General features: G+C 33.9%; 20 protein-coding genes. 9 read left to right on the top strand and 11 right to left on the bottom strand.

Annotated elements, in window-relative coordinates:
- Positions 1–8: 8 nt before the first annotated feature.
- The 4 genes from IPM51_07605 to IPM51_07590 form a co-directional block, all read right to left on the bottom strand.
- Positions 9–542, bottom strand: coding sequence for a hypothetical protein (locus IPM51_07605; GenBank protein MBK9284174.1), 534 nt, complete (start codon positions 540–542; stop codon positions 9–11).
- A gap of 46 nt (positions 543–588) precedes the next feature.
- Positions 589–1020: an SRPBCC domain-containing protein gene (locus IPM51_07600; protein MBK9284173.1), complete on the bottom strand. Its 432-nt coding sequence runs from the start codon at positions 1018–1020 to the stop codon at positions 589–591.
- Positions 1021–1050: 30 nt separating this feature from the next.
- Positions 1051–2121, bottom strand: coding sequence for a PA0069 family radical SAM protein (locus IPM51_07595; protein ID MBK9284172.1), 1071 nt, complete (start codon positions 2119–2121; stop codon positions 1051–1053).
- A gap of 105 nt (positions 2122–2226) precedes the next feature.
- Entirely contained in the window at positions 2227–3462 is a 1236-nt protein-coding gene (locus IPM51_07590; GenBank protein ID MBK9284171.1) for an ABC transporter permease, read from the bottom strand.
- Positions 3463–3613: 151 nt separating this feature from the next.
- On the opposite strand from IPM51_07590, the gene IPM51_07585 reads away from it, so the two are divergent.
- Complete coding sequence (locus tag IPM51_07585) at positions 3614–6085, top strand: DUF2339 domain-containing protein (protein MBK9284170.1); 2472 nt, start codon at positions 3614–3616, stop codon at positions 6083–6085.
- Positions 6063–7292: a hypothetical protein gene (locus IPM51_07580; GenBank protein ID MBK9284169.1), complete on the top strand. Its 1230-nt coding sequence runs from the start codon at positions 6063–6065 to the stop codon at positions 7290–7292. Before IPM51_07585 ends, IPM51_07580 begins: the two co-directional genes overlap by 23 nt.
- A gap of 191 nt (positions 7293–7483) precedes the next feature.
- Here IPM51_07580 and IPM51_07575 read toward each other — a convergent pair whose 3' ends face one another.
- The 5 genes from IPM51_07575 to IPM51_07555 all read right to left on the bottom strand — a co-directional run bounded on the left by IPM51_07575 (position 7484) and on the right by IPM51_07555 (position 13676).
- Positions 7484–8365 carry a bifunctional 5,10-methylene-tetrahydrofolate dehydrogenase/5,10-methylene-tetrahydrofolate cyclohydrolase gene (locus tag IPM51_07575; protein MBK9284168.1) on the bottom strand — a complete coding sequence of 294 codons (882 nt, stop codon included), beginning with the start codon at positions 8363–8365 and terminating at the stop codon, positions 7484–7486.
- Between the two features lie 120 nt (positions 8366–8485).
- On the bottom strand, positions 8486–8911 hold the full coding sequence (locus IPM51_07570) for a hypothetical protein (protein ID MBK9284167.1): 426 nt from the start codon (positions 8909–8911) through the stop codon (positions 8486–8488).
- Complete coding sequence (ffh, locus tag IPM51_07565) at positions 8911–10242, bottom strand: signal recognition particle protein (GenBank protein ID MBK9284166.1); 1332 nt, start codon at positions 10240–10242, stop codon at positions 8911–8913. The genes IPM51_07570 and ffh overlap by 1 nt, the downstream gene beginning before the upstream one ends.
- A 99-nt stretch (positions 10243–10341) precedes the next feature.
- Positions 10342–11829, bottom strand: a complete 1488-nt coding sequence (locus tag IPM51_07560; GenBank protein MBK9284165.1) for a T9SS type A sorting domain-containing protein — start codon at positions 11827–11829, stop codon at positions 10342–10344.
- A gap of 116 nt (positions 11830–11945) precedes the next feature.
- A complete protein-coding gene (locus tag IPM51_07555; GenBank protein ID MBK9284164.1) occupies positions 11946–13676 on the bottom strand; it encodes a tetratricopeptide repeat protein in 1731 nt (576 codons plus the stop codon).
- A 45-nt stretch (positions 13677–13721) separates the two neighbouring features.
- Between IPM51_07555 and ribD the strand changes: the two genes are divergently transcribed.
- Positions 13722–14720, top strand: a complete 999-nt coding sequence (gene ribD / locus IPM51_07550; protein ID MBK9284163.1) for a bifunctional diaminohydroxyphosphoribosylaminopyrimidine deaminase/5-amino-6-(5-phosphoribosylamino)uracil reductase RibD — start codon at positions 13722–13724, stop codon at positions 14718–14720.
- Here the strand turns inward: ribD and IPM51_07545 are convergent.
- Complete coding sequence (locus tag IPM51_07545) at positions 14698–15585, bottom strand: hypothetical protein (GenBank protein ID MBK9284162.1); 888 nt, start codon at positions 15583–15585, stop codon at positions 14698–14700. The two genes, ribD and IPM51_07545, sit on opposite strands and share 23 nt — an antisense overlap.
- A gap of 2 nt (positions 15586–15587) precedes the next feature.
- Entirely contained in the window at positions 15588–16586 is a 999-nt protein-coding gene (locus tag IPM51_07540) for a hypothetical protein (GenBank protein ID MBK9284161.1), read from the bottom strand.
- A gap of 161 nt (positions 16587–16747) precedes the next feature.
- Here IPM51_07540 and IPM51_07535 point away from each other — a divergent pair, with 161 nt between their 5' ends.
- From IPM51_07535 to rpsA, 6 genes are all read left to right on the top strand, one after another.
- A complete protein-coding gene (locus IPM51_07535) occupies positions 16748–16981 on the top strand; it encodes a 50S ribosomal protein L28 (GenBank protein MBK9284160.1) in 234 nt (77 codons plus the stop codon).
- Between the two features lie 17 nt (positions 16982–16998).
- A complete protein-coding gene (rpmG, locus tag IPM51_07530; protein ID MBK9284159.1) occupies positions 16999–17181 on the top strand; it encodes a 50S ribosomal protein L33 in 183 nt (60 codons plus the stop codon).
- A gap of 18 nt (positions 17182–17199) precedes the next feature.
- Complete coding sequence (locus IPM51_07525) at positions 17200–17355, top strand: DUF4295 domain-containing protein (GenBank protein ID MBK9284158.1); 156 nt, start codon at positions 17200–17202, stop codon at positions 17353–17355.
- A gap of 84 nt (positions 17356–17439) precedes the next feature.
- Entirely contained in the window at positions 17440–18396 is a 957-nt protein-coding gene (gene ftsY, locus IPM51_07520) for a signal recognition particle-docking protein FtsY (GenBank protein ID MBK9284157.1), read from the top strand.
- A 30-nt stretch (positions 18397–18426) separates the two neighbouring features.
- On the top strand, positions 18427–19596 hold the full coding sequence (locus tag IPM51_07515) for a hypothetical protein (protein MBK9284156.1): 1170 nt from the start codon (positions 18427–18429) through the stop codon (positions 19594–19596).
- A 277-nt stretch (positions 19597–19873) separates the two neighbouring features.
- Positions 19874–21661 carry a 30S ribosomal protein S1 gene (gene rpsA, locus IPM51_07510; GenBank protein MBK9284155.1) on the top strand — a complete coding sequence of 596 codons (1788 nt, stop codon included), beginning with the start codon at positions 19874–19876 and terminating at the stop codon, positions 21659–21661.
- Positions 21662–21743: the final 82 nt, after the last annotated feature.

Genomic DNA, 21743 nt, shown 5'->3' with positions numbered 1-21743 from the left:
ATATTGGTTTAATCTCTTGTTTTAGGCCATTTTCCATGTTCATCCGATTTCATCAAATACATTGTTTTAATTTTCCCTTTTTTGGAGTACAGCGTCACCGACCATAATGAGTTTAATGAATCACTTTCGTAATTAAAAAATTGCTTCAATTCTCCGTTTTTATAATACTCTTTGCAGTATTTATATTTCCCGTCCTTAAATGAATGTACTGAACTGAGTCTCTTTTTGGAATCAAACCAATAATATTCTCCATTAAGCAGTGTATATTTGGAAGAAGAATCTCTGTAACCGTATAATTCCCAGTTTTTCTTGCCACATGCGCCCATGGGTAGCAAATTATTATTATCCTTTAAAAGTGTTATACGTTTAAAGGAAGCCTGACTGCTATCGGAAATTCTTTTCCAATTTTCATTTAAATAAATAGCTTTCTGTTGTATTTCAGATCTAGTATTTTCTAAATTCGAAACTGGTATTTTTTGTGCGTTACCAATGCTAGCTATGGCTAATAGTGTAAGAAACACATAAATAAAATAACTTTTCATCATCTTTACTGTTAAGATGATGAAAAAGTATTAATTCCATAAAAAACTAAACTATTTCTGCTAATTTTTTAATGGAACTTAAAAATTCAGGCATGTTTTTTTGGGTGTGATCCCTTCTGCTTTCATCGGCAAATCCTTCCTGCTCCCAGGTAAATTCACAATTTTCTCCATTGGATTTAATTCTATAAGTAATCGTGTGATAATTTTCCGGCTTATCGGCTAAACCACTAAAACCACTCCAATAACTATATTGTATTTTTTCATGTAAAATAATATCTAATATTTTCCCATGATCTCGATATTTGTGACCTTCATATTCTCCTTGAAATACAATATCACTTCCAATTTTCCAATCCGTTAGTGTTTCAGTTCCATATAAGTAAATCTTTATCAGTTCAGGTTCGGTTAAAACCTGCCACAAGCGCTTCGGTGTACAAGTAATGGTGACTGAGTTGGAAATTTTTAAGTGCTTATTCATTTGTTTAAATTAATATTTATTAATAGCCAATCAAAATAAACTTAATTGTTCATTGGCTGCTTTATAATTAAAATCATTTAAATTATATTCAAATTTTTTTCGATTCTTCATAAATCTATTTAACGAAATATCAAACAACTGTTTTATGGATTTAGCCATTTTACCTTCGCCGCGCATCCTAACACCAAATCTACTGTCGTTTACTTTTCCTCCATGCGCATCACATATTTGGTTCCAAACTTTTTCTGCCCGATCGGGAAATGTTTTAGTTAGCCAGTCTTTGAAAATTGGACCGACAGCTCCATTTAAACGAACAATTTGATAAGCGGCAGAAGTGGCGCCGGATTTTGCGGCGAGATCTATTATCGCAGGAATTTCATGGTTATTAATGCCGGGAATAATCGGCGCAATCATCACTCCGCAAGGAATCCCTGCCTTGCTTAAACCTTCTATTATTTTCAATCTATTTTGATATGTACTTGTACGAGGTTCTAATTTATTCCTCATTTTTTCGTCCGTTCCGGTAATGGAAATCATTACATGAACTAAGTTTAAAGAGGCTAATTCAGCTAATACATCTAAATCACGTAGTATTAAAGCATTTTTAGTGATGATACTTACCGGATGTTTAAATTTTAAACAGGTTTGCAATACTTTTCTGGTAATCTCAAATTTCTTTTCTAGTGGCTGATAACAATCCGTGTTTCCGGAAATCACAATAGGTTTAACTTTCCAGTTTTTGTTGCTCAATTGTTTTTCTAAAACTTCGATTACATTTTGTTTAACAATTATTTTTTGCTCAAAATCTACCCCCGCACTATATCCCCAATATTCATGGGTATTCCGTGCATAACAATAAATACAACCATGTTCACAGCCTTGATAGGGATTTAAGGAATACTCCATGCCCAAATCCGGACTTTGCACCGTATTTATTATTGTTTTAGGAATCGTAAAGATTACTTCTGTTTTTTGTTCCAAGAGTAATTCTTCATCCAAAACTTCTTGATAATCGGTCACGTAGGAAGATTTCTCAAATCGGTTTAAGGTATTCAATTGAGCGCCTCTTCCTTTAAAATAAGTGTTTGCCGTTGCTATCATCACAACAAAGGTAGCTAGGCGCGTAGCAATGTCTTGCTACAAATTGTAGCATTCCTTAAAATTAGGTTTGATATTATAAAAAGTATTTAAACGGAGTTGATTTACCTACTCAAATCGTAAACTCTCAATAGGATCAAGCTTGGAGGCTCTTTTAGCGGGAATGTATCCGCTGAGTAATCCAACTACAATACAAATAATAACGCCGCTGATAATCCAAAACCAGGGAATGAAAAATCCGGTTTCCAGGGCCATGCTGATTAAATTACCAATGATAATTCCGAATAATATGCCGATTAATCCCCCAAATACACAAATTACCACGCTTTCAATTAAAAACTGTGATTTAATTATATTTTGCGTAGCCCCCATGGCTTTTCTAATTCCAATTTCCCGGGTTCTTTCCGTTACACTTACCAACATTATATTCATTAAACCAATGGCTGCCCCTAATAAAGTGATTAATCCTATTATGGTTGCGCCCGCCGTTACCTTTTGCAAATTTCCGATTAATAGGGAAGCTAAATTGTCTGACTTTACCACATCAAAATCTTCCTCTTCTGTAATACCTACTTTTCTGATTTTACGAAACATTCCTTTAGACTCGTAAATAATTAAATTAAGTAAAAAACTATTTTTGCATAAAACGTTTATGGTAAAATCCATATCCGGACCTCCAAAATATTGTCGCGCATTAGTAACCGGAATAATGCAAAGCTTATCACCACCAAAACCGGCACCCGTACCTTTTTCCTTTAAAGTGCCTACTACCTTATATCGTACCGCACCAATTTTAATGGTTTTATCAATAGGGTCTTCTTTATCTCCAAATAAATTATACCTCACCTCGTGACCTAATAATACTATATGTGCACCGCCTTGTACTTCAGAAGGTGTAAAATTCCGGCCTTTTTCTAAATCAAAACCTGCTGTAGTCAAATAATTTTCATCACTCCCGTAAATTTGAATGTTTGGATTTGTTTTTTTGTTAGAATATTTAACCCGTGCATTGCCACTTGCCATGGTAGATATGGAAGTGGTTACATCATACGTGAAATCCTGTTTAAATTTTGCGGCTTCTTTATAGGTTATCGGTTTAAAAACTCGGGCTTTTTTACCTTTTCTTCCAATACGAATACTACCATCGGCATTACGAATAGTAAAGGTATTGGCGCCCATACTGGTGAAATTGTTATTTATACCGTTTTTAATCGCATCAATTGCTGAAAGTATACCAACCAATGCAGTAATACCAATGGCAATAATGAGCATGGTAATGATAGCACGTAGTCTGTTCGCTTTAATCGATTCCCAAGCTATACCTATATTATCTTTTAAAAAAATCAATAAATAAAGGTAATCATTCCTTGCTTTGTAAGAATGCTTAATAATAATATTTTACAAATGCAGTACACATTAAATTATGAATTTTTGGGATATAACTCCTACTTGTTAGTGCCCTATATTTTATTATATTCGCTAGTATTATACGGTTATGGAAATTTTTTTATTATTGGTTGTTTTAGTTTTAATTATTGTATTTCATTCCATACAAAAAAGCAAAATTAAAGAGCTTCAGAATAAGATAGATAATCTGCAAAAACAGATTATTATTCAACTCAAATTTTTAAATGAAAAAACTCAGGTTACAAGCCAGCAAATAGTTTCGGAAGTAAAAAAAGAGGAAGAGAAAACGCTGCAGCAGGAAATTAAAGTTGAGCCGGTTAAAGAAGTTCAGAAAACGGAAATTCCAATCCCTAAAGAGGAAATTAAAGTAACCAAAAAGGAAGCTGAAATACCGCAACAAAAAGTTCCAGAACAAAAGGTAATAACCAAAGCTCCGATTAAAGTTGCGTCTCCCGGATTTATTGAAACCTTTCGGAAAAACAATCCTGATCTCGAAAAATTTATTGGCGAGAATTTACTCAGCAAAATAGCCATTACCATTTTAGTATTGGGCATAGCTTTCTTTGTGAAATACGCTATTGATAAAGATTGGATAAATGAAACGGCTAGGGTAGGCATAGGTATTTTAACCGGCGCCATCATTATGGTTTTTGCGCATAAATTGCATACCAAATTCAAGGCATTCAGTTCCATTTTAGTGGCCGGCGCTGTTGCTGTTTTTTACTTTACCATTGCCATAGCTTTCCACGAATATCATATTTTTTCACAAACAGTTGCCTTTTTGATTATGGTCATTATAACCGGCTTCAGTGTTTTAATTTCAGTGGCCTATGATCGAAAAGAACTGGCAGCGCTTGCCCTTGTGGGAGGTTTTGGCGTGCCCTTAATGTTAAGTACAGGCGAAGGCAATTACAAAGTTTTGTTTACTTATATTTTGATTTTGGACATTGGCATGTTGGTGTTGGCCTATATTAAAAAATGGAACATCATCAATATTCTATCTTATGCATTCACGGTAATTTTATATTGCGCCTGGTTGGGAACAAAAGTAGTAGGTGTTGTAAATGCGCCTTATGCCGGTGCCTTTTTATTTGGCAATATATTTTACCTGGTATTTGTTTTAATGAATATTGTAAATAACATCAAAGAAAAAAGAGCATTTACTTATGTTGAACTAATTATATTGGTGAGCAATAACTTTGTTTTTTATATCGCCTCCATGCTAGCATTAAAAGAATATGCTTGGCACCTGAAAGGAATTTACACCATTGTGGTGGGCGTGTTTAATTTCATACTCGCTTATTTATTGCATAAGAAATTTAAGTCGGATAAGAATTTGGTTTACCTTTTATTGGGCATGACTTTAACCTTTGCCACCCTTGCCGCACCGGTGCAATTGAAAGGGAATTACATCACCATGTTCTGGGCAGCTGAAGCTTTACTTTTAGTTTGGTTAGCGGGTAAAACACAATTAAAGGCATTTAAATTAGCTTCATTACTCATTAGTTCCTGTGCCGTGGTGAGTTTTGTCATGGATTTAATCAACTTTTACGGAAGTGGTGCAGATCAGCATATGCCTGTACTCATCAATAAAGCATTTATTACCGGTGTATTTACCGCTGCTGCCTTTTTTATAGCCGGTATGCTACTGTATAAACAAACTAAGGAAGAAAAACCAAAGTGGTATGATTTAAATCCAAAGATTTTTGGAAATATATTATTAATAACAGCTTCCGTAGTTGCCTACTTTACCGGTATGCTGGAAATCGGAAATCAAAGCGATAACTATATCGACAAAGCAAATTCAGTTGCCGGTATTTGCTTCTTTTATCATTTTGCTTTTACGGGAATCCTCGGAATATTATTATTAAAAACATACAGTAAATCTAAATTCACACTTTCTTTTATTCAATTGTGTTTAAATATTTTAATTTATACTATTATTTACAGTTTATTGCCTTACGATGAAATAACGGATAATTGTTATACTGAACAAAAGTATTACCATACTTTTTTGTTTCATTTTGGTTCACTTTTAGTGTTAACTGCTCATTTTATATTATGTATTAAACAGGGAATAAAACAAAATAACTTTATTGTAAACGGAAAGAATGCTTTGTACTGGATTTTCGGATTCTTTGGAATTTTTATTTTGTCAAATGAAGTTATTTTAAATGTGTTGGTGATGAAAATGAATGCATTTTACCGAGATGATTATTTTTTGGTGCATACCGTTATAGATTATATGAAGGAAGAGATCAGCAAAACAGCCTTGCCTGTGTTTTGGGGAGTTATTTCTTTTACCTTATTAAGTATTGGAATAAAAAGACAAATTCGTCCGCTTCGTATTATGGCTTTAGTATTACTGGCCATTACCTTAATTAAATTATTCACTTACGATATAAAAGATGTAAGCGAAGCCGGTAAAATTATAGCCTTTATTTTATTGGGTGTTTTATTATTAATTATGTCGTTTATGTATCAAAAAATAAAAGCCATTTTAATGGATGATGCACAAACCAAAAACAATAGCAATAATGAGGAAAATACTAACGCTTAGTTTTATCTTATTCGGTTTACTTGGAATTTCCCAGGTATTCACCCATAGTTTGGCTTTTACGCCTAAGCAAAATGCTTTGCAAGCCTTAGCCATCTCTTCCGAATTAAAAAATTATGCTAAAAGTGATTTTAGTGATGTAAGATTGTTTGATTCTGCCGGAAGGGAAACGCCTTATTTTTTGGTGAACGAAACCTTTAAATATAATTCAACTTCATTTAAAGAGTATGAAATTTTAAATAAAGAAGTAGGGCAGGGGCGTTACACGCGTTTTACAATTCATAATCCAAATGCAGAACAAATCGGACATGTAATTTTAAACATCGTAAATTCTGATGCCTGGAAAGTGTGTGATATTACCGGGAGCAATGACAATAAGGAATGGTTTTCGATTAGCGATCATATATTTTTACATCACTTGTATGATTTAGATAATACGAATGCCTATAGAAGCATTCATTTCCCTCCGGTAAATTACAAATACATTAAGTTTGAAATTAAAGATCTTTCCACTAAACCCTTAAATATTTTGAAAGCGGGTTATTTTGAGGGTTGTATAAGTGCCGGAAAATTAAACGAAATAAAAGCAGATTCCTTAATAAGCACCGAAGTAAAGGAGAATAAAACGACTTTAATAAAAGTGAAATTTAAAAATGCCGCAATTATCAATAAAATTAGATTCAATATAAAAGCACCTAATTTTTTTAAGCGAGAAGTGAATGTTTACGTTAATCGCACACAAACTAATAAGAAAAAAGTTGAGCAATACCGCGACTTGATTATGAGTTTTGAATTAAATTCTGACCATTCCAATAGTTTTGAGATTAGTAATTTCAGAGAAGGTGAATTTGAAATAGAGATTAAGAATAACGATAATCCTGCTTTAGAAATTGAGAAAATAGAATTTAGTCAGCTGCAATCTTATTTGGTTGCTGATTTTAAGGAAAACGAAAAATATATTTTAAAAGCCGGGGATAAAAAATTAGCATTACCGGTGTATGATATCGCTTATTTTAAAGATAAAATTTCCAAACAATTAATTATTGGCAATGGATCTGAACTTGCACTTATTCCGGCAATAGTTTCTGAAGTAACTCCGGTTGAAACTAATTTATGGCAAGAGCCCTGGTTTATGTGGGCCTGTATTTCTTTAGCCTCTTTTTTGCTTTTAATTTTCTCACTGAAAGTATTAAAAGATTTAAAAAAGTAAAAAATATCCTTCTTAAAAGTATAGATTTTTTAATATGGGCGCCTTAACGCGCTTTCGCTACTCGCTCTTCGCCGGGCTAATCTTTCATGCGAAGGAGCTTAAACATGCCGCTCAATCGCTGGCGCAAAACTCCAATCGCCGGTTTTATTTAAGGTCATCAAATAATAAATTAATAGAATAATGCAATATTCTTATTGATAAACTTCCTTTTTTGCAGCTAGTAATGTGTTTTTTAATAAACTGGCAATAGTCATTGGACCAACTCCACCTGGAACCGGTGTAATATAACTGCACTTAGGCGCAACTTCATCAAACTTTACATCTCCCTTTAATTTAAATCCGCTCTTAGTGGTTTTATCTTCCACGCGAGTGGTACCCACATCAATCACTACAGCCCCTTCTTTTACCATATCAGCGGTTAAAAATTCGGGTTTACCTAAAGCAGCAATAATGATATCGGCTGAACGGGTAATAGCGGCCAGGTCTTTTGTTTTACTATGGGTAAGTGTAACAGTACAGTTTCCAACTTTATTATTTTTGGCCATTAAAATACTCATAGGCGAACCCACTATATTACTTCTTCCTATCACCACACAATGTTTACCGCTGGTTTCAATATTATATTCTCCCAATAAACGTACAATACCATAAGGTGTTGCGCTTACATAAGTCGGAAGATTTAATACCATTCGCCCCACATTAGCGGGATGAAATCCATCAACATCCTTTTCGGCAGCAATGGCCATGGTTACTTTATGCTCATCGATGTGTTTGGGTAAAGGCAATTGAACAATAAACCCATCTATAGACTTGTCTAAGTTTAATTCGAAAACAATTTGTAATAGTTCTTTTTCAGTAATATTTTCCGGACGTCTGATTAAGGTTGATTCAAATCCAACTCTTTCGCAAGCTTTAATTTTGGCTCCTACATAAGTTTCGCTGCCTCCATCGTTTCCTACCAAAACGGCTGCTAAATGCGGTTTTTTTCCGCCTGCTTCAACAATTTTTTTTACTTCAGCCGCAATTTCATCCTGTAATTTTAAGGAAACCGATTTCCCGTCTATTAAATTCATGGTTGTTGTATTCATAAGCTCTAATTAAATGATTTTTTTCGGAATGGCATAATTTTAAATCATATTTGAGTAGCAAAATATTTTTTTTCTAAATTAATTACTGTTAGAAACTAGTATTCATCAATAATCTTTTATTTTTTTGAAATTATAAATCGCGTCATTATGAAATTTGGATAATTGGATGGTCATTGTTGCTAAAATTCGGTTTTTGGGACAACCATGCCCGGCCGCTGAGTCATTTGAAAAATTTAATTCGGGCTTTTTTATGAATGTCATTTTAGTTGAACCTATAAACATATTAACACTATTATAACGAACTTTTCCAGTCCATTTTTTATAACTGCAACCTATGTAATATGCATCTGTTCCGTAAGTTCCAATATTATTTCTATTTATTTCCAAATACATATAGCCACAATAACCTTCACTAGAAACCCATATTCCATAAAGATTTAAAGGGTGTTTGGAGATTTTTTTACAAGCATCATTAACAAATGTAAAAAGTAGAAAAATGGGGATAAGTATTTTATAGTTCTTCAATTTCATTATTTCGGTCTCGGCATATTCCGCATCATTTTAGCCATAGCGTTTTTATCATTCATCATGCGCATCATTTTGCGGGTATCTTCAAATTGTTTTAATAATTTATTTAATTCCTGAATTCCCTGTCCGCTTCCTTTGGCAATTCTTTGTCTGCGCGATCCGTTGATTAATTCGGGTTTGCTGCGTTCTTCGGGGGTCATACTTGAGATAATAGCTTCAATTCCTTTAAAAGCATCTTCATTGATATCCACATCCTTTAGCGCTTTACCAACGCCGGGTATCATGCCCACTAAATCTTTCATATTACCCATTTTTTTAATTTGCTGTAATTGACTTAAAAAATCATTGAAATCAAATTTATTGCTGGCTATTTTCTTGCTTAATTTTCGGGCTTCTTCTTCATTAAATTGTTCTTGAGCTTTTTCAACTAAGGTCACCACATCACCCATACCCAAAATACGATCGGCCATACGTTCGGGATAAAATATATCCAGAGCTTCCATTTTTTCGCCGGTACCTATAAACTTAATGGGTTTATTTACTACACTTTTAATGGAAAGCGCAGCTCCACCTCTGGTGTCACCATCTAATTTGGTTAGAATTACACCATCAAAATTTAATCTATCGTTAAATGCTTTGGCAGTATTCACAGCATCTTGTCCGGTCATACTATCCACTACAAATAAAATCTCATTGGGTTTAATTGCATTTTTGATTTCAGAAATTTCATTCATCATTTCTTCATCAACGGCTAATCGTCCCGCTGTATCAATCAAAACCACATTGTTTCCATTATCTTTTGCATGTTTAATGGCAGCTTGTGCAATTTTAACCGGATTACTTTCTTCTTTATTGCTATATACCGGAATACTCAATTGTTCACCTAACACATGCAACTGATCGATGGCGGCCGGACGATAAACATCGCAGGCCACCATTAATGGACTTTTTCCTTTTTTATTTTTTAAGAAATTGGCCAACTTTCCTGTAAAGGTTGTTTTACCTGAACCTTGCAAGCCGCTCATTAAAATGATGGTTGGATTTCCGGCCAGATAAATATCTTCCTTGGTGCCTCCCATTAAATTGGCAAGTTCATCGTGTGTAATTTTTACCAGTAATTGACCGGGAGAAACTACCGTTAACACATTTTGTCCTAAGGCTTTTTCTTTAACGGTATCCGTAAATGTTTTGGCAACTTTAAAGTTAACGTCGGCATCAATTAAGGCTTTTCTTACTTCCTTTAAAGTTTCGGCTACGTTTATTTCAGTAATCTTTCCTTGCCCCTTTAAGTTTTTAAGGGCTCTGTCTAGCTTGTCTTGTAAATTATCAAACATTTTGAAATAGAATTGAGGAGTATAAAGATACGTTTTTTTGAACTAAAAAAAAACCACAATGCAATACATTGTGGTTCTTAAGACATCGTTTTAAAGAATTTACCGTATCAGTTTTCCTTTAAATTCATTTTTATTAGAATCAGTAATTTTAATAATATAAATACCGGTTGTTAAATCATTCAAATTAATTCTTTCCTGATTAGAATTTGAATTAAAGGTAAAATTAGCAATTAACTTTCCACCTAAGTCAAATAACTGAATATTTTCAATTTCATTAGCAATTGCAATATGATATATTCCGTTATTACTAGTAAGACGAAGTGAATTGTTTTTGATTATTTCGTTTATTCCAACCGAATTACAAACATCGGTATAAGTTACAGAAATGGTAGGTGAAACCGGGTTATTGAATAGTAAATTGAATGGAACCGGGGCTGATGTGGCAGTAACGGAACCTCCGTTAGTTCCATTTGTAACCGGATTTGGAATAACCTGGCTCGAACAATTCATTGTGCCGGTTAATGAAGCTTTAAGTAAATCATGTCTATTACTAGTGCTATTCGAGCCAAAAGTTACATAAATATTATTCGCATCTGAAACAACATCCTTTGGAGTTAAAGAACTTGCAATTACTGAAGAATAAGTGTTAGCAATAACCGCGTAAGCTGTATCTACAATATGCACCACGTTACCGGTTAACATTCTGTAAATTTTGTTATTAGCGTATTTGGTGCCTAAACAGGCAGGCATATTTATTCCCATTTGTGCAGAAAGTGATAATTGAGCCAAATTAGTATCTAATTTAAAAATCAAATCATTGGTATGCGCAAAAACTTTCTTTGCATTGGTGTATGAATTCAATCTGGAGGCGCCTATACTACACCCATAAGCATTAATGGTACTAAAAGTGCTTGTGGTTTTTAAGGCTTTTCCAAGGTAAGGCGATCCGTTACCGCTTGCAGAAAACATAAATGAGCTATTACTAATTTCTTGTATAGAAATTAGGCTTGTGTTAGTACTGCTGTTTACTGTTAAAGTGTGGCTATAAAGTGGACTACCATTTGCCGGAATATTAATTGCTAATACGAATCCGTCTTGTGCAGTTGATGTGCCGGTATTTGAAGCGCCCCCTACTAAAATTAAGTTTCCGTTATTCAACACTTTGGCATCATTTATTCTGATACTGTTGTAACCGGCAATTATATAGTCGGCAGCGAGTATGCTATTGCAGTTTGTTGTGTCTAATCGTAAAATAAATGGTACAGTTCCCAAGCTAGTTGTTTTACTCCCGCTTATTAATAATGTGCCATTTAGTGTTTCAAGATAATAAGATGGATTACCAAGAATGCTATAGTTTGCATAGCTACGTTTAGTAACCGGAATTCCGTTCAAATTATTTTTTTGAATGCTTAAAGAGCCTGAGCCTTCAGCGTGTACTATGAATTGGGAGTTACCGTAAATTATAGTTTTGGGGTGAAAACCAGCCGGAGTTAAGTTTTGAACACTATATGTTTTTACAAAGGTTGAAGTTTGTGCATTAAGCAGAGTTGAAATACTAATAAAAAGAAGGATAATTAATTTTTTCATGAATTTTTTTGAGCAAACTTATAAATTGTTTAAGTCATTTAAGACATGAATGAGTAAAGCGGATGAAATAATGGGTGAGTTCGGTTGAATTACAAGTTGATTGAGCTGAATAGTGTTTAACGAGGTAAACTTTGATTTAATTCATGATAATAAGTCTGAAATTCCTTGTTTTCCGGTTCCAATTCACAGGCTTTTTGTAAATCAGCCAGCGCTTCTTTTGGCATTTTATGATCGAGGTACAATTTAGCTCTGTTCACATAATAAATAGCCCTGCCGGGTTCTTCCTTAATTAGTTTTTGAATAACATTAAACTGATATCGGTCAAAATTCTTTTTAATATTTTCTTCTAAACCCGGTGGAATACATTGTGCGCAACTTTGTTTAAGCAATTTAAGGTCGCGTTCGGCTTCCGGAATTTTTCCAATGCGATTAAAAGCCACACAGCGGGATACCAGAATCAAGGGGTCTTTCCCCGAAACTTCATAAGCCAAATTATAATCAGCAATGGCTTCTTCCGGTTTCCCAACTTCCAATAAAGCATTAGCCCTGTTATGGAGTATTTGCGGACGTCTACTTTGCAATTCAAGTGCCTGATTAAAATTTTGTATGGCTTCACTAAACTTTTTTTGATCGTACATAATATTTCCCTTCTCGAAATAAAATTGGAAATATTGGGTGTTTTCTGCTATTCCACTCTCGCAAAAAGCCAATGGCGATTTATATACATCCATCCGCATAAAAGCTTTTATCCCAAAAACGATAAGTAAAATATACATAGCCTTAATAAAGTTTTTGTGATTAAAATTTATATTGAGTTGAGAAAGAAAAATTAGTAATCCAATAATCGGTAAATACAAGCGATGCTCGTAGTGTTCACCGCTCGAACTATTGGCTCCGTACCAAAGGGGTATAGCAATTAGACAAATAAAAATACCAAGTCCGGTTAAACCATATCGTTTGTTGCGTAATTTATTTTTCAAAGTCAGGATTACTAAAAGTATGGTAATTACTATTCCTGTTAAAACGGAAAAATTATTGATGATTGGAAAAACCGATTGAGGATAGGGCAGAAAAGATTTGCCAATAGCCATGAAAAGTCCTTGGATAAATTTGATAATGGAATTTGTTAACTCTCCATGAACCGGAATATAATGATTAACAATATTTTGTCGGATAAAATACCAAAGGCAAATAACGCCGGTCCATAATAGTAAGGATATTAAAAAAGTTGATTTTTTTTGCGAATTTATTAGAATGGAAAAAGGAATGATTAATAAAAAAGCATTTTCTTTGGTGAAAAGAGATGCACTAAAAAAGAAAAAATGTATAATGAAAAAGTATAATTTTTTGGATTGAATATATTTGAGTAAAAATAAAAGTGCACTCAAAGCAAAAAAGCCAAGCAATAAATCATTTTTACCGGGCACCCAGGCTACCGCATGTAAATGAATGGGGTGCAAAGCAAAAATAAGCGTGAAAAGGAATGATAATTTTTTACTTACCTGAAGTTCTAATAGAATTAAATACAACAATAACACACAAAGTCCGTGAAGGACCACGCTGCTTAAATGATATATAAATGGTGAAGTTCCTCCGATATGAAAATCCAACATAAGCCAAACGTTTAAAAGCGGACGATAATACATGCCTGCCAAAGGTTTGGAAAAAATCAGATTTATATTTGACCAATCGGCAAGGACATTTTTATTTTTTAATATGAGCCATTGTTCATCAAATGGAGTGAAATCATAAAACACACTTTTCAAATAAAGTAATACAGGTATTAGAAACAGGATGCCTAATACCTGTTTTTTGTTGGAATAAAAATTATCTGAAACTAATTGCAAGATTTGAACGCATAAATATATAAATTCGTAAGATTAAAAGGGGTATTGAATTCACAATTTGATAAAGGGATTATGAAGGATTTGCTGGTTTATGCAGCAAAGGGTAATCCGCATGCTTATCCAAATCCGCTGGTGGCTTGTTTTATTGTTCATGATCATAAAATAGTATCTCGGGGATATCATGAAAAATATGGACAAGCACATGCCGAAGTAAATGCTATACGCGCTTTACCTATTGATATTTCACCGGAACATTGCACCCTGTACGTTAATTTGGAACCCTGTTCGCATTTCGGTAAAACCCCGCCATGTGCCGATTTAATTATTGAAAAAGGATTTAAAAAAGTGGTGATTGCAAATAAAGATCCAAATCCTTTGGTGTCAGGTAAAGGAATAGAAAAATTAAAATCGCAAGGAATTGAATTGATTGAAGGAGTATTAGAAGAGGAGGGAAGAGCATTGAATAAACGGTTTTTTACATTCCATGAAAATAAAAGACCGCATATTATTTTGAAGTGGGCTGAAACCGCCGATGGGTTTATTAGTAAATTGCCGGTTCCTGAAAATCGTTCGGAAAACATGATTAGTACCCCCGAACAATTAATCGAAACCCATCAAATAAGGGCCGGTGTAGATGCCATTTTTATTGGTAAAAACACGGCTATTTATGATAATCCCGAATTAACAACACGCTTAGTAGAAGGAAAAAATCCAATTCGGATTATTCTGGATAAAAATCTGGATGTTCCTCCAACTCATCATATTTTTAATCAAGCAGCCAAAACCATTATTTTCAATTCAAAATTGAATTCAGAAAAAGATAATATTCAATTTGTTCAACTGGATTTTTCACAAAACATTTTAAAGCATGTTTTTGCTTATTTATATGCGAATGGAATTCAGTCGGTGTTGGTAGAAGGGGGTAAGAAATTACTTGAAAATTGCTTGGAAGAAAATTATACCGATGAAGTAATTATTCATCGGAATCCGGATAAGTATTTTGGAACAGGATTGACGGCCCCTAAATACCGTTTAATAAAATGATATAGTAAACTATAGTTAAAGCAGCCAGTACACCGGAACCAATTCCGTATCCGGTCCAAACTTTTTTCTTTTTAATTCTTTTCGCTTCCTCTTTATAACCGGTTAAATAATCATGATGTGTTGAATATTCGCTTGGTGGGATTCTTAAATTTATTTCTTTGGGTTCATTATCGGCCACAATTACTGCCGGAATAATGCCTATTAACGGTCCGCAACCTGCCGCTGCGCAACCAACGCCTACTGCCCCGCCATTATGGCGATAGTAGCGCCTTGCGTCTATTTTTCCTTTATCATACAAACGTTGATTAAATGCATATGAGTACCCGGTAAAAGCGGTATATTTTGCGTATTCATCCGGTTGACTTTTTATTTCTTCTTTTTTTGTTTCCTGAGCCATGGAAATAATTTTGCCCTTTCCTGTATGAATACTGTTTAATTCATTCTTACCAACCTGATAGGTTGGTCCATCTTGAAAATCCCACAACTTGTATTTAATTTCAGTTGTGCTATTCATTAAAATTTTCACCACTGTTTTTTTTCCGGAAGTAAAAAAAAGTGTATCTGCCGCATCTCCGCTAAAAAAATCTTCCTCGTTATTCTTATCGTCTTCTTTTGTTAAACCTTCGTTTGGATTAATTTGTTCTGTAACGCCATTTGGAAAAACAATTTTTATGATTTCAGATTTACTCACTGTGTAAATAGGACCATTTAAATTATCATATCGTTTATATTTTAAATTATCCGGATTAATTTCCATAAGCTGCACACAAAGCTTATTGGTGTTGCTAAAATAGAGGGTGTCCTGTGCCAACACCGGTTTGATTAATGGGATTAATAAAAGTAATATGATTATGAATTTATTCATGATTATCTTGCAAAGGCAGCTAGTATCCCAATACCAATAAAAATTCCTGAACCAATGCCAAATCCTGCCCAAGTTCGTTTCTTTTTGATTCGATAGGCCGTTTCAGTATAACCCCTCCTATATTCTATTTGACTAGAATAAATGGAATAGGGCATGTTCAGATTTAAATGATCTGGTTCTGTATTTGAAACTATAACGGCCGGAATAAGCCCAAGGATTGGTGTGCACCCTAGTGCTGCGCAGCCAGAACCAAGGCCACCTCCATATCCTTTGTAATAAATCATTGCATCTTTTTGTCCGCGGGCATACAAGGATGCGTTTGTTTCTCCCGCTAAAGTTGGAGCTCCGTAAATTTTTGCCGGGTCTGCGTATCCGCTTTTAGTTTCCGTAATTTCATCCTCCTTGTCTTCTTTTTCTTCTTTATCACTTTTATTTTCTGTATTCACCTTATTATTAGAGGCAGTATTATTGTTTATAGTTGATGATTCGGAATTGTTGCTCAAATTTTGGCTTCTTCCGTTTCCATATTGTATAGAGTTTAATTCTGATTTTTGTGCGTGATAAGTTGGCCCATCCTGAAAATTAAACAACTTGTATTTTACTTCATTTTCATTTACGATTAAAACTTTAGCTTCCGTTTTTTTACCGGATTTAAAAATTAAAACATCTGGTTTGTCCCCGTCAAAAAATGGATCTGCTTCCTTATTTGAATTGTAAATCAAAGAGTCTCTCTCCTTGTTTTCATTGGTATTGGCAACTTTAATTGGTTCGTTATTAAATTTTTCAATGACACCATTTTGTAGTTTAACGTATTGTAGTTTACTAATTAGTTCGGTATACGTAGCACCTTCTTTGTTGTCAAATCTTTTATATTTAATACTTTCCGGATTTATTTCTAAAAGAACAACGGCTAACTTTTTTTGATTGATGAAAAATAAGGTATCTTGTCCAAAACCTAACAAATTAACTATACAAAATATTGATAAGATGAAATTTCTCATGTTAACTAATATTCTGCAATTTAAGCCTTTTTGAATTATCTAAAAAAGTTTATTAAGTACTTGAATTACAGTTGTTTAATAATGTTTTTGGTGAATTGTCACTAATGATGTATATTTGCGTCCCTTTTTAAAGGGAATTTATCAATATAAGAAAAAGCATTATGTCACGTATTTGTCAGTTAACAGGAAAAAAAGCGATGGGAGGAAATTCAGTTTCTTTCTCTAATACTAAAACTCGTCGTCAGTTTAAAGTGAATTTGAAACGTAAGCGTTTTTTCATACCTGAAACGGGAGAATGGATAACATTACGTGTTTCTACATCTGCATTAAAAAACATTAATAAAAAAGGAATAAGTGCTTGTTTAAAAGAAGCAAAACAGAACGGCATTTTATAATACTAATAGACTAAGAAATGGCAAGGAATAAAAATAGAATACAGGTTATTTTAGAGTGCACTGAGCACAAGGAAAGCGGTAAGCCGGGAACATCTCGTTATATTACCACTAAAAACAAAAAGAACACCACTGAGCGTATCGAATTGAAAAAATACAATCCGATTTTAAAGCGTATGACTGTTCATAAAGAAATTAAGTAATTTTTAATATTATAGCACATGGCAAAGAAAGTTGTAGCAACCTTAAAAAGCGGAAAAGGAAAAGATTTTACAAAAGTGATTAAAATGGTAAGATCTCAAAAAACGGGTGCATATTTATTCAAAGAAGAGATTGTGCACAATGATCACATTGCTGATTTTTTGAAATCAAAATAAATATGTGAATGACATTTAAAGAAAATTCTTTCCCAACCGGAAAGAATTTTTTTGTTTATAAACCTAAACACACTAATAATTTCAATGAGTTTTTTCTCCAAATTATTTACCAAAGAGAATAAAGAAAGCCTCGATCACGGTTTGTCCAAGAGCAAAGAAAGTATTTTGGGTAAATTAAGCAAAGCTGTTGCCGGAAAGAGCACGGTTGATGACGATGTATTAGATAATCTGGAAGAAATATTGATTAGCGGAGATGTTGGCGTAAATACCACCATAAAAATTATTAAACGTATTGAAGCACGTGTTAAGCGCGACAAATATTTAACCGCTTCGGAATTAAATAAAATTTTAAAAGAAGAAGTCACCGAATTAATTAATGAAAGTGCCGACTTAAAAAAAATAAACCAGCTTGCAGTAGAAAATAAACCTTATGTAATTATGGTTGTTGGAGTAAATGGTGCGGGAAAAACCACAACCATTGGTAAATTAGCCAATCAATTTAAACAAGCCGGTAAAAATGTTTATTTAGGTGCTGCAGATACCTTTAGGGCAGCCGCGGTTGATCAGTTAAAAGTATGGAGTGAACGAGCAGGTGTAACTTTAATTAGCCAGGGTATGGGTGCCGATCCGGCCAGTGTTGCTTTTGATACATTAAGTAGTGCTAAATCTAAAGATGCCGATGTGGTGATAATTGATACAGCAGGAAGATTACATAATAAAGTTAATCTCATGAATGAATTAACCAAAATTAAAAATGTAATGAAAAAAGTAATTCCGGATGCGCCTCACGAGGTATTGCTGGTGTTAGATGGAAGTACCGGACAAAACGCCATTGAGCAGTGCAGGCAATTCACTGCAGCAACCGAAGTAAACGCATTAGCCATAACAAAATTAGATGGTACAGCAAAAGGCGGCGTGGTAATTGGAATAACAGATGAATTTAAAGTGCCGGTGAAATACATCGGCGTAGGAGAAAAGATAAATGATTTGCAATTATTTAATGCAGTTGAATTTGTAGATTCACTTTTTAGTAAAAATTAATTGTATATTCACTATTTGTAAAACATCTATATGAATAAAAGAAAGATAATATTTTCGGTACTGGCTATTCTAGCCGGTTTTTTTATGTCAGCCCAGGAAACAACTTATGATGACATGAATATTGATATAGATTCTTTATCAAAAGCCTATACTCCAACAGCAAAAAAATACGTTTATGTAAAGTCGAAGAAAGGAAGCGATGGCATGCCTAAAGATCCTGCTGTTGATGCCATACTAAAACAAACAGTTACAGATATTGTATTAGTTTTTTCTGAATATGATAATGATGACATGGAAAAGCGGGAAGATAACAACAGAGAACGATGGGAGAATTTATTAGCAACCTATCCGGGATTATTTCAGTTCAGCACTGCTTATTTAAACATGTGTCAATACACCCGTTCCGGAGAGAATGAGGCCTTTAAAAAAGCTCAAGGTTTTTATATTTATTATGAAGCGGATCCAACAGCAAAAGCAGAAGTGAAAAAAGTAGAAGAGCCTGTGGTGCAAACACCTGTAAAAACTCCGGAGAAAGTAAAAGAAGAAAAAAGTAAACCTAAAGAAAATACCGTAAAGGAAACGAAAGCTGAAGAACCAAAGAAAGTTGATACGAAGAAAGAGGAGAAAACAGAAGAGAAAGTCGTAAAAAATACGGAGCCGGTAAAAGTTCCGCATCATAATGAAGAAGATGATGGTGGTGAATATGATGGTCATGGTCCTGAAACTACGCACACCGCAAGTGATGCCGAATTAAAAGCTTCTAAACCTAAAAAGGCTATACCTAATAAGCCGCGTAGAGCAAAAGATCCTAAAGCATGTCGCCCTCCTTTTTATGAAAATGGCGATGATGATTTAAATGAATTTTTTAAAAACAATATTACCCTTTCTAAAAAACAAAAAAGACACGGCAAACATTTGTTAGCACTCATTCGTATACAAATTAATTATGATGGCTCAATTAAAAAAATTATGGTTACCGGAACTGATCAAATTTTAAATGCACAGTTAACTGCCGCAGTTAAAATGATGAATGCTTGGAATCCTGCAGTTAAAGGCGGTGTTACTTGCAAATCGGAAGTTAAATTAACGATGAAGTATGATAAAGCAAGTAAAGCCATGAAGCCTTTTGAAACCATGATAGTTCCACGCCCCGGACCTAAATGCAAAATTGTTAGCGACAGCGAATTATTTGACGATTAAGCAATATTCAGTCCTTTATCTCCCTTTAAACCTTAAGTCTTTATTTTTCAGGTATTTAAAATTGAATGTATAGAAATTGGAATTAAATTTTACAATTTATAAACATTTTAGCTTCATCTATTTATTTAAAAATCAGCATTTTAAAATTAATCAACTCAACAAAAAGGGGGGCTTAAAAATCGTATATTTGTACCCCGCTTTTTGAGGCAAAAGCGCATAAATAAATAAGTTTAACCCCTTATATCGGCCTCGCGATATAATACAATTAATTAATAAAATGGCAGAAAAAGCCCTAGTAGGTAATCCGGATTTCGATTGGAGTTCGATTGGTAAGAAACAAGAAAATTATTCAAACGAAGAAAAAGCAAAGTTTGATGAGCTCTATGGAAAATCGTTAAACACGATTACAGATCTTCAAATCATTGAAGGTGTAATAGTAGCAAAAAACAACCGTGAAGTTGTTATAAACATTGGTTATAAATCAGATGGTGTAGTTGCACTTTCTGAATTCAGATATAACCCTGATTTAAAAATTGGAGATACAGTAGAAGTATTTGTTGAACATGCTGAAGATGCAAGTGGTCAATTAATACTTTCTCACAAAAAGGCCCGCGCTAATAAGAGTTGGGATCGTGTAAATGCTGCCTTGAATACAGATGAAATCATTAAAGGTTTTGTAAAATGCAGAACTAAAGGTGGATTAATTGTTGATGTATTCGGAATTGAAGCGTTTTTACCGGGTTCACAAATAGATGTAAAACCAATACGTGATTACGACGTGTACGTTGGAAAAACAATGGAATTCAAAGTGGTGAAAATCAACAATGAGTTTAAAAACGTTGTAGTTTCACATAAAGCATTAATTGAAGCTGAAATTGAAAGTCAGAAAAAAGATATCATTTCTAAATTAGAAAAAGGACAAGTATTAGAAGGAACTGTAAAAAATATTACTTCTTATGGTGTGTTTATTGATTTAGGAGGAGTAGATGGTTTAATTCACATTACTGATTTATCGTGGGGAAGAATTAATCATCCTGAAGAAATAGTAAAATTAGATGAGAAAATCCAGGTTGTAATTCTTGAATTTGATGATGATAAAAAGAGAATTGCTTTAGGTTTAAAACAATTAACTCCGCATCCTTGGGAAGCTTTGAATGCTGAATTAAAAGTGGGCGATAAAATCAAAGGAAAAGTAGTTGTAATTAATGATTACGGTGCGTTTGTTGAGATTGCACAGGGTGTAGAAGGTTTAGTTCACGTAAGTGAAATGAGCTGGAGCCAGCACTTGCGTAGTGCGCAGGAATTTGTTAAAGTTGGAGATGAAATTGAAGCTCAGATTTTAACCTTGGATCGCGAAGAACGCAAAATGAGCTTAGGCATGAAGCAATTAACTCCTGATCCTTGGAACATGATTATGGAGAAGTATTCTAAGAATTCGAAACATTCAGGTACAGTTCGCAACTTCACTAATTTTGGTGTATTTGTTGAATTGGAAGAAGGTGTTGATGGATTAGTACATATTTCTGATTTATCATGGAGTAAAAAAATAAAACATCCTAGTGAGTTTTGCAAAGTAGGAGAGAAGATGGATGTTGTTGTTCTTGAAATCGATGGAGAAAATCGCAGATTATCCTTAGGTCATAAACAATTAGAAGAAAATCCTTGGGATGTATTCGAAACTGTATTTACTATTGATTCGGTACATAAAGGAACCGTTATGACTGTAAATGATAAAGGTGCCACTGTTGGATTACCATATGGCGTAGAAGGTTTTTGTCCGGCTCGTCACTTAGCTAAAGCTGAAGGTGGAAACGCAAAGTCAGAAGAAATTCTTGATTTTAAAGTAATCGAATTTAGCAAAGATGCTAAACGTATTGTAGTATCACACGCTCGTTTACACGAAGAAGTGAAAGACGAAGTAAGAAAATCAGACAAAGCGGCTAAAAAAGCAGAGGCTGATGATAATAAGAAAGCAGTTAAGAAGATTAAAGATAATGTTGAAAAAACAACTTTAGGAGACATTTCTGCTTTATCTGACTTAAAGAATAAGTTAGATAATAATTAAAATACTCCCGGTCGACGTGTTCGATTGGGCAACTAGAAGCCTAGCCATGGTTTTTAGTTTTTTGAGAGCCAAAAAACCCGTA

Source organism: Sphingobacteriaceae bacterium (assembly GCA_016715905.1).
In the GTDB taxonomy this organism is placed as follows: domain Bacteria; phylum Bacteroidota; class Bacteroidia; order B-17B0; family Aurantibacillaceae; genus Aurantibacillus.
This window is presented reverse-complemented; position numbering and strand designations above follow the sequence as displayed.

Coding starts and splice junctions, on each gene's coding strand:
- IPM51_07525 (MBK9284158.1), top strand. CDS start 17,200: ATGGCAAAGAAAGTTGTAGCAACCTTAAAAAGCGGAAAAGGAAAAGAT.
- IPM51_07605 (MBK9284174.1), bottom strand. CDS start 542: ATGAAAAGTTATTTTATTTATGTGTTTCTTACACTATTAGCCATAGCT.
- rpmG (MBK9284159.1), top strand. CDS start 16,999: ATGGCAAGGAATAAAAATAGAATACAGGTTATTTTAGAGTGCACTGAG.
- IPM51_07540 (MBK9284161.1), bottom strand. CDS start 16,586: ATGAGAAATTTCATCTTATCAATATTTTGTATAGTTAATTTGTTAGGT.
- IPM51_07515 (MBK9284156.1), top strand. CDS start 18,427: ATGAATAAAAGAAAGATAATATTTTCGGTACTGGCTATTCTAGCCGGT.
- IPM51_07600 (MBK9284173.1), bottom strand. CDS start 1,020: ATGAATAAGCACTTAAAAATTTCCAACTCAGTCACCATTACTTGTACA.
- IPM51_07580 (MBK9284169.1), top strand. CDS start 6,063: ATGAGGAAAATACTAACGCTTAGTTTTATCTTATTCGGTTTACTTGGA.
- IPM51_07575 (MBK9284168.1), bottom strand. CDS start 8,365: ATGAATTTAATAGACGGGAAATCGGTTTCCTTAAAATTACAGGATGAA.
- IPM51_07545 (MBK9284162.1), bottom strand. CDS start 15,585: ATGAATAAATTCATAATCATATTACTTTTATTAATCCCATTAATCAAA.
- IPM51_07560 (MBK9284165.1), bottom strand. CDS start 11,829: ATGAAAAAATTAATTATCCTTCTTTTTATTAGTATTTCAACTCTGCTT.
- ftsY (MBK9284157.1), top strand. CDS start 17,440: ATGAGTTTTTTCTCCAAATTATTTACCAAAGAGAATAAAGAAAGCCTC.
- ffh (MBK9284166.1), bottom strand. CDS start 10,242: ATGTTTGATAATTTACAAGACAAGCTAGACAGAGCCCTTAAAAACTTA.
- IPM51_07570 (MBK9284167.1), bottom strand. CDS start 8,911: ATGAAATTGAAGAACTATAAAATACTTATCCCCATTTTTCTACTTTTT.
- IPM51_07595 (MBK9284172.1), bottom strand. CDS start 2,121: ATGATAGCAACGGCAAACACTTATTTTAAAGGAAGAGGCGCTCAATTG.
- rpsA (MBK9284155.1), top strand. CDS start 19,874: ATGGCAGAAAAAGCCCTAGTAGGTAATCCGGATTTCGATTGGAGTTCG.
- IPM51_07535 (MBK9284160.1), top strand. CDS start 16,748: ATGTCACGTATTTGTCAGTTAACAGGAAAAAAAGCGATGGGAGGAAAT.
- IPM51_07585 (MBK9284170.1), top strand. CDS start 3,614: ATGGAAATTTTTTTATTATTGGTTGTTTTAGTTTTAATTATTGTATTT.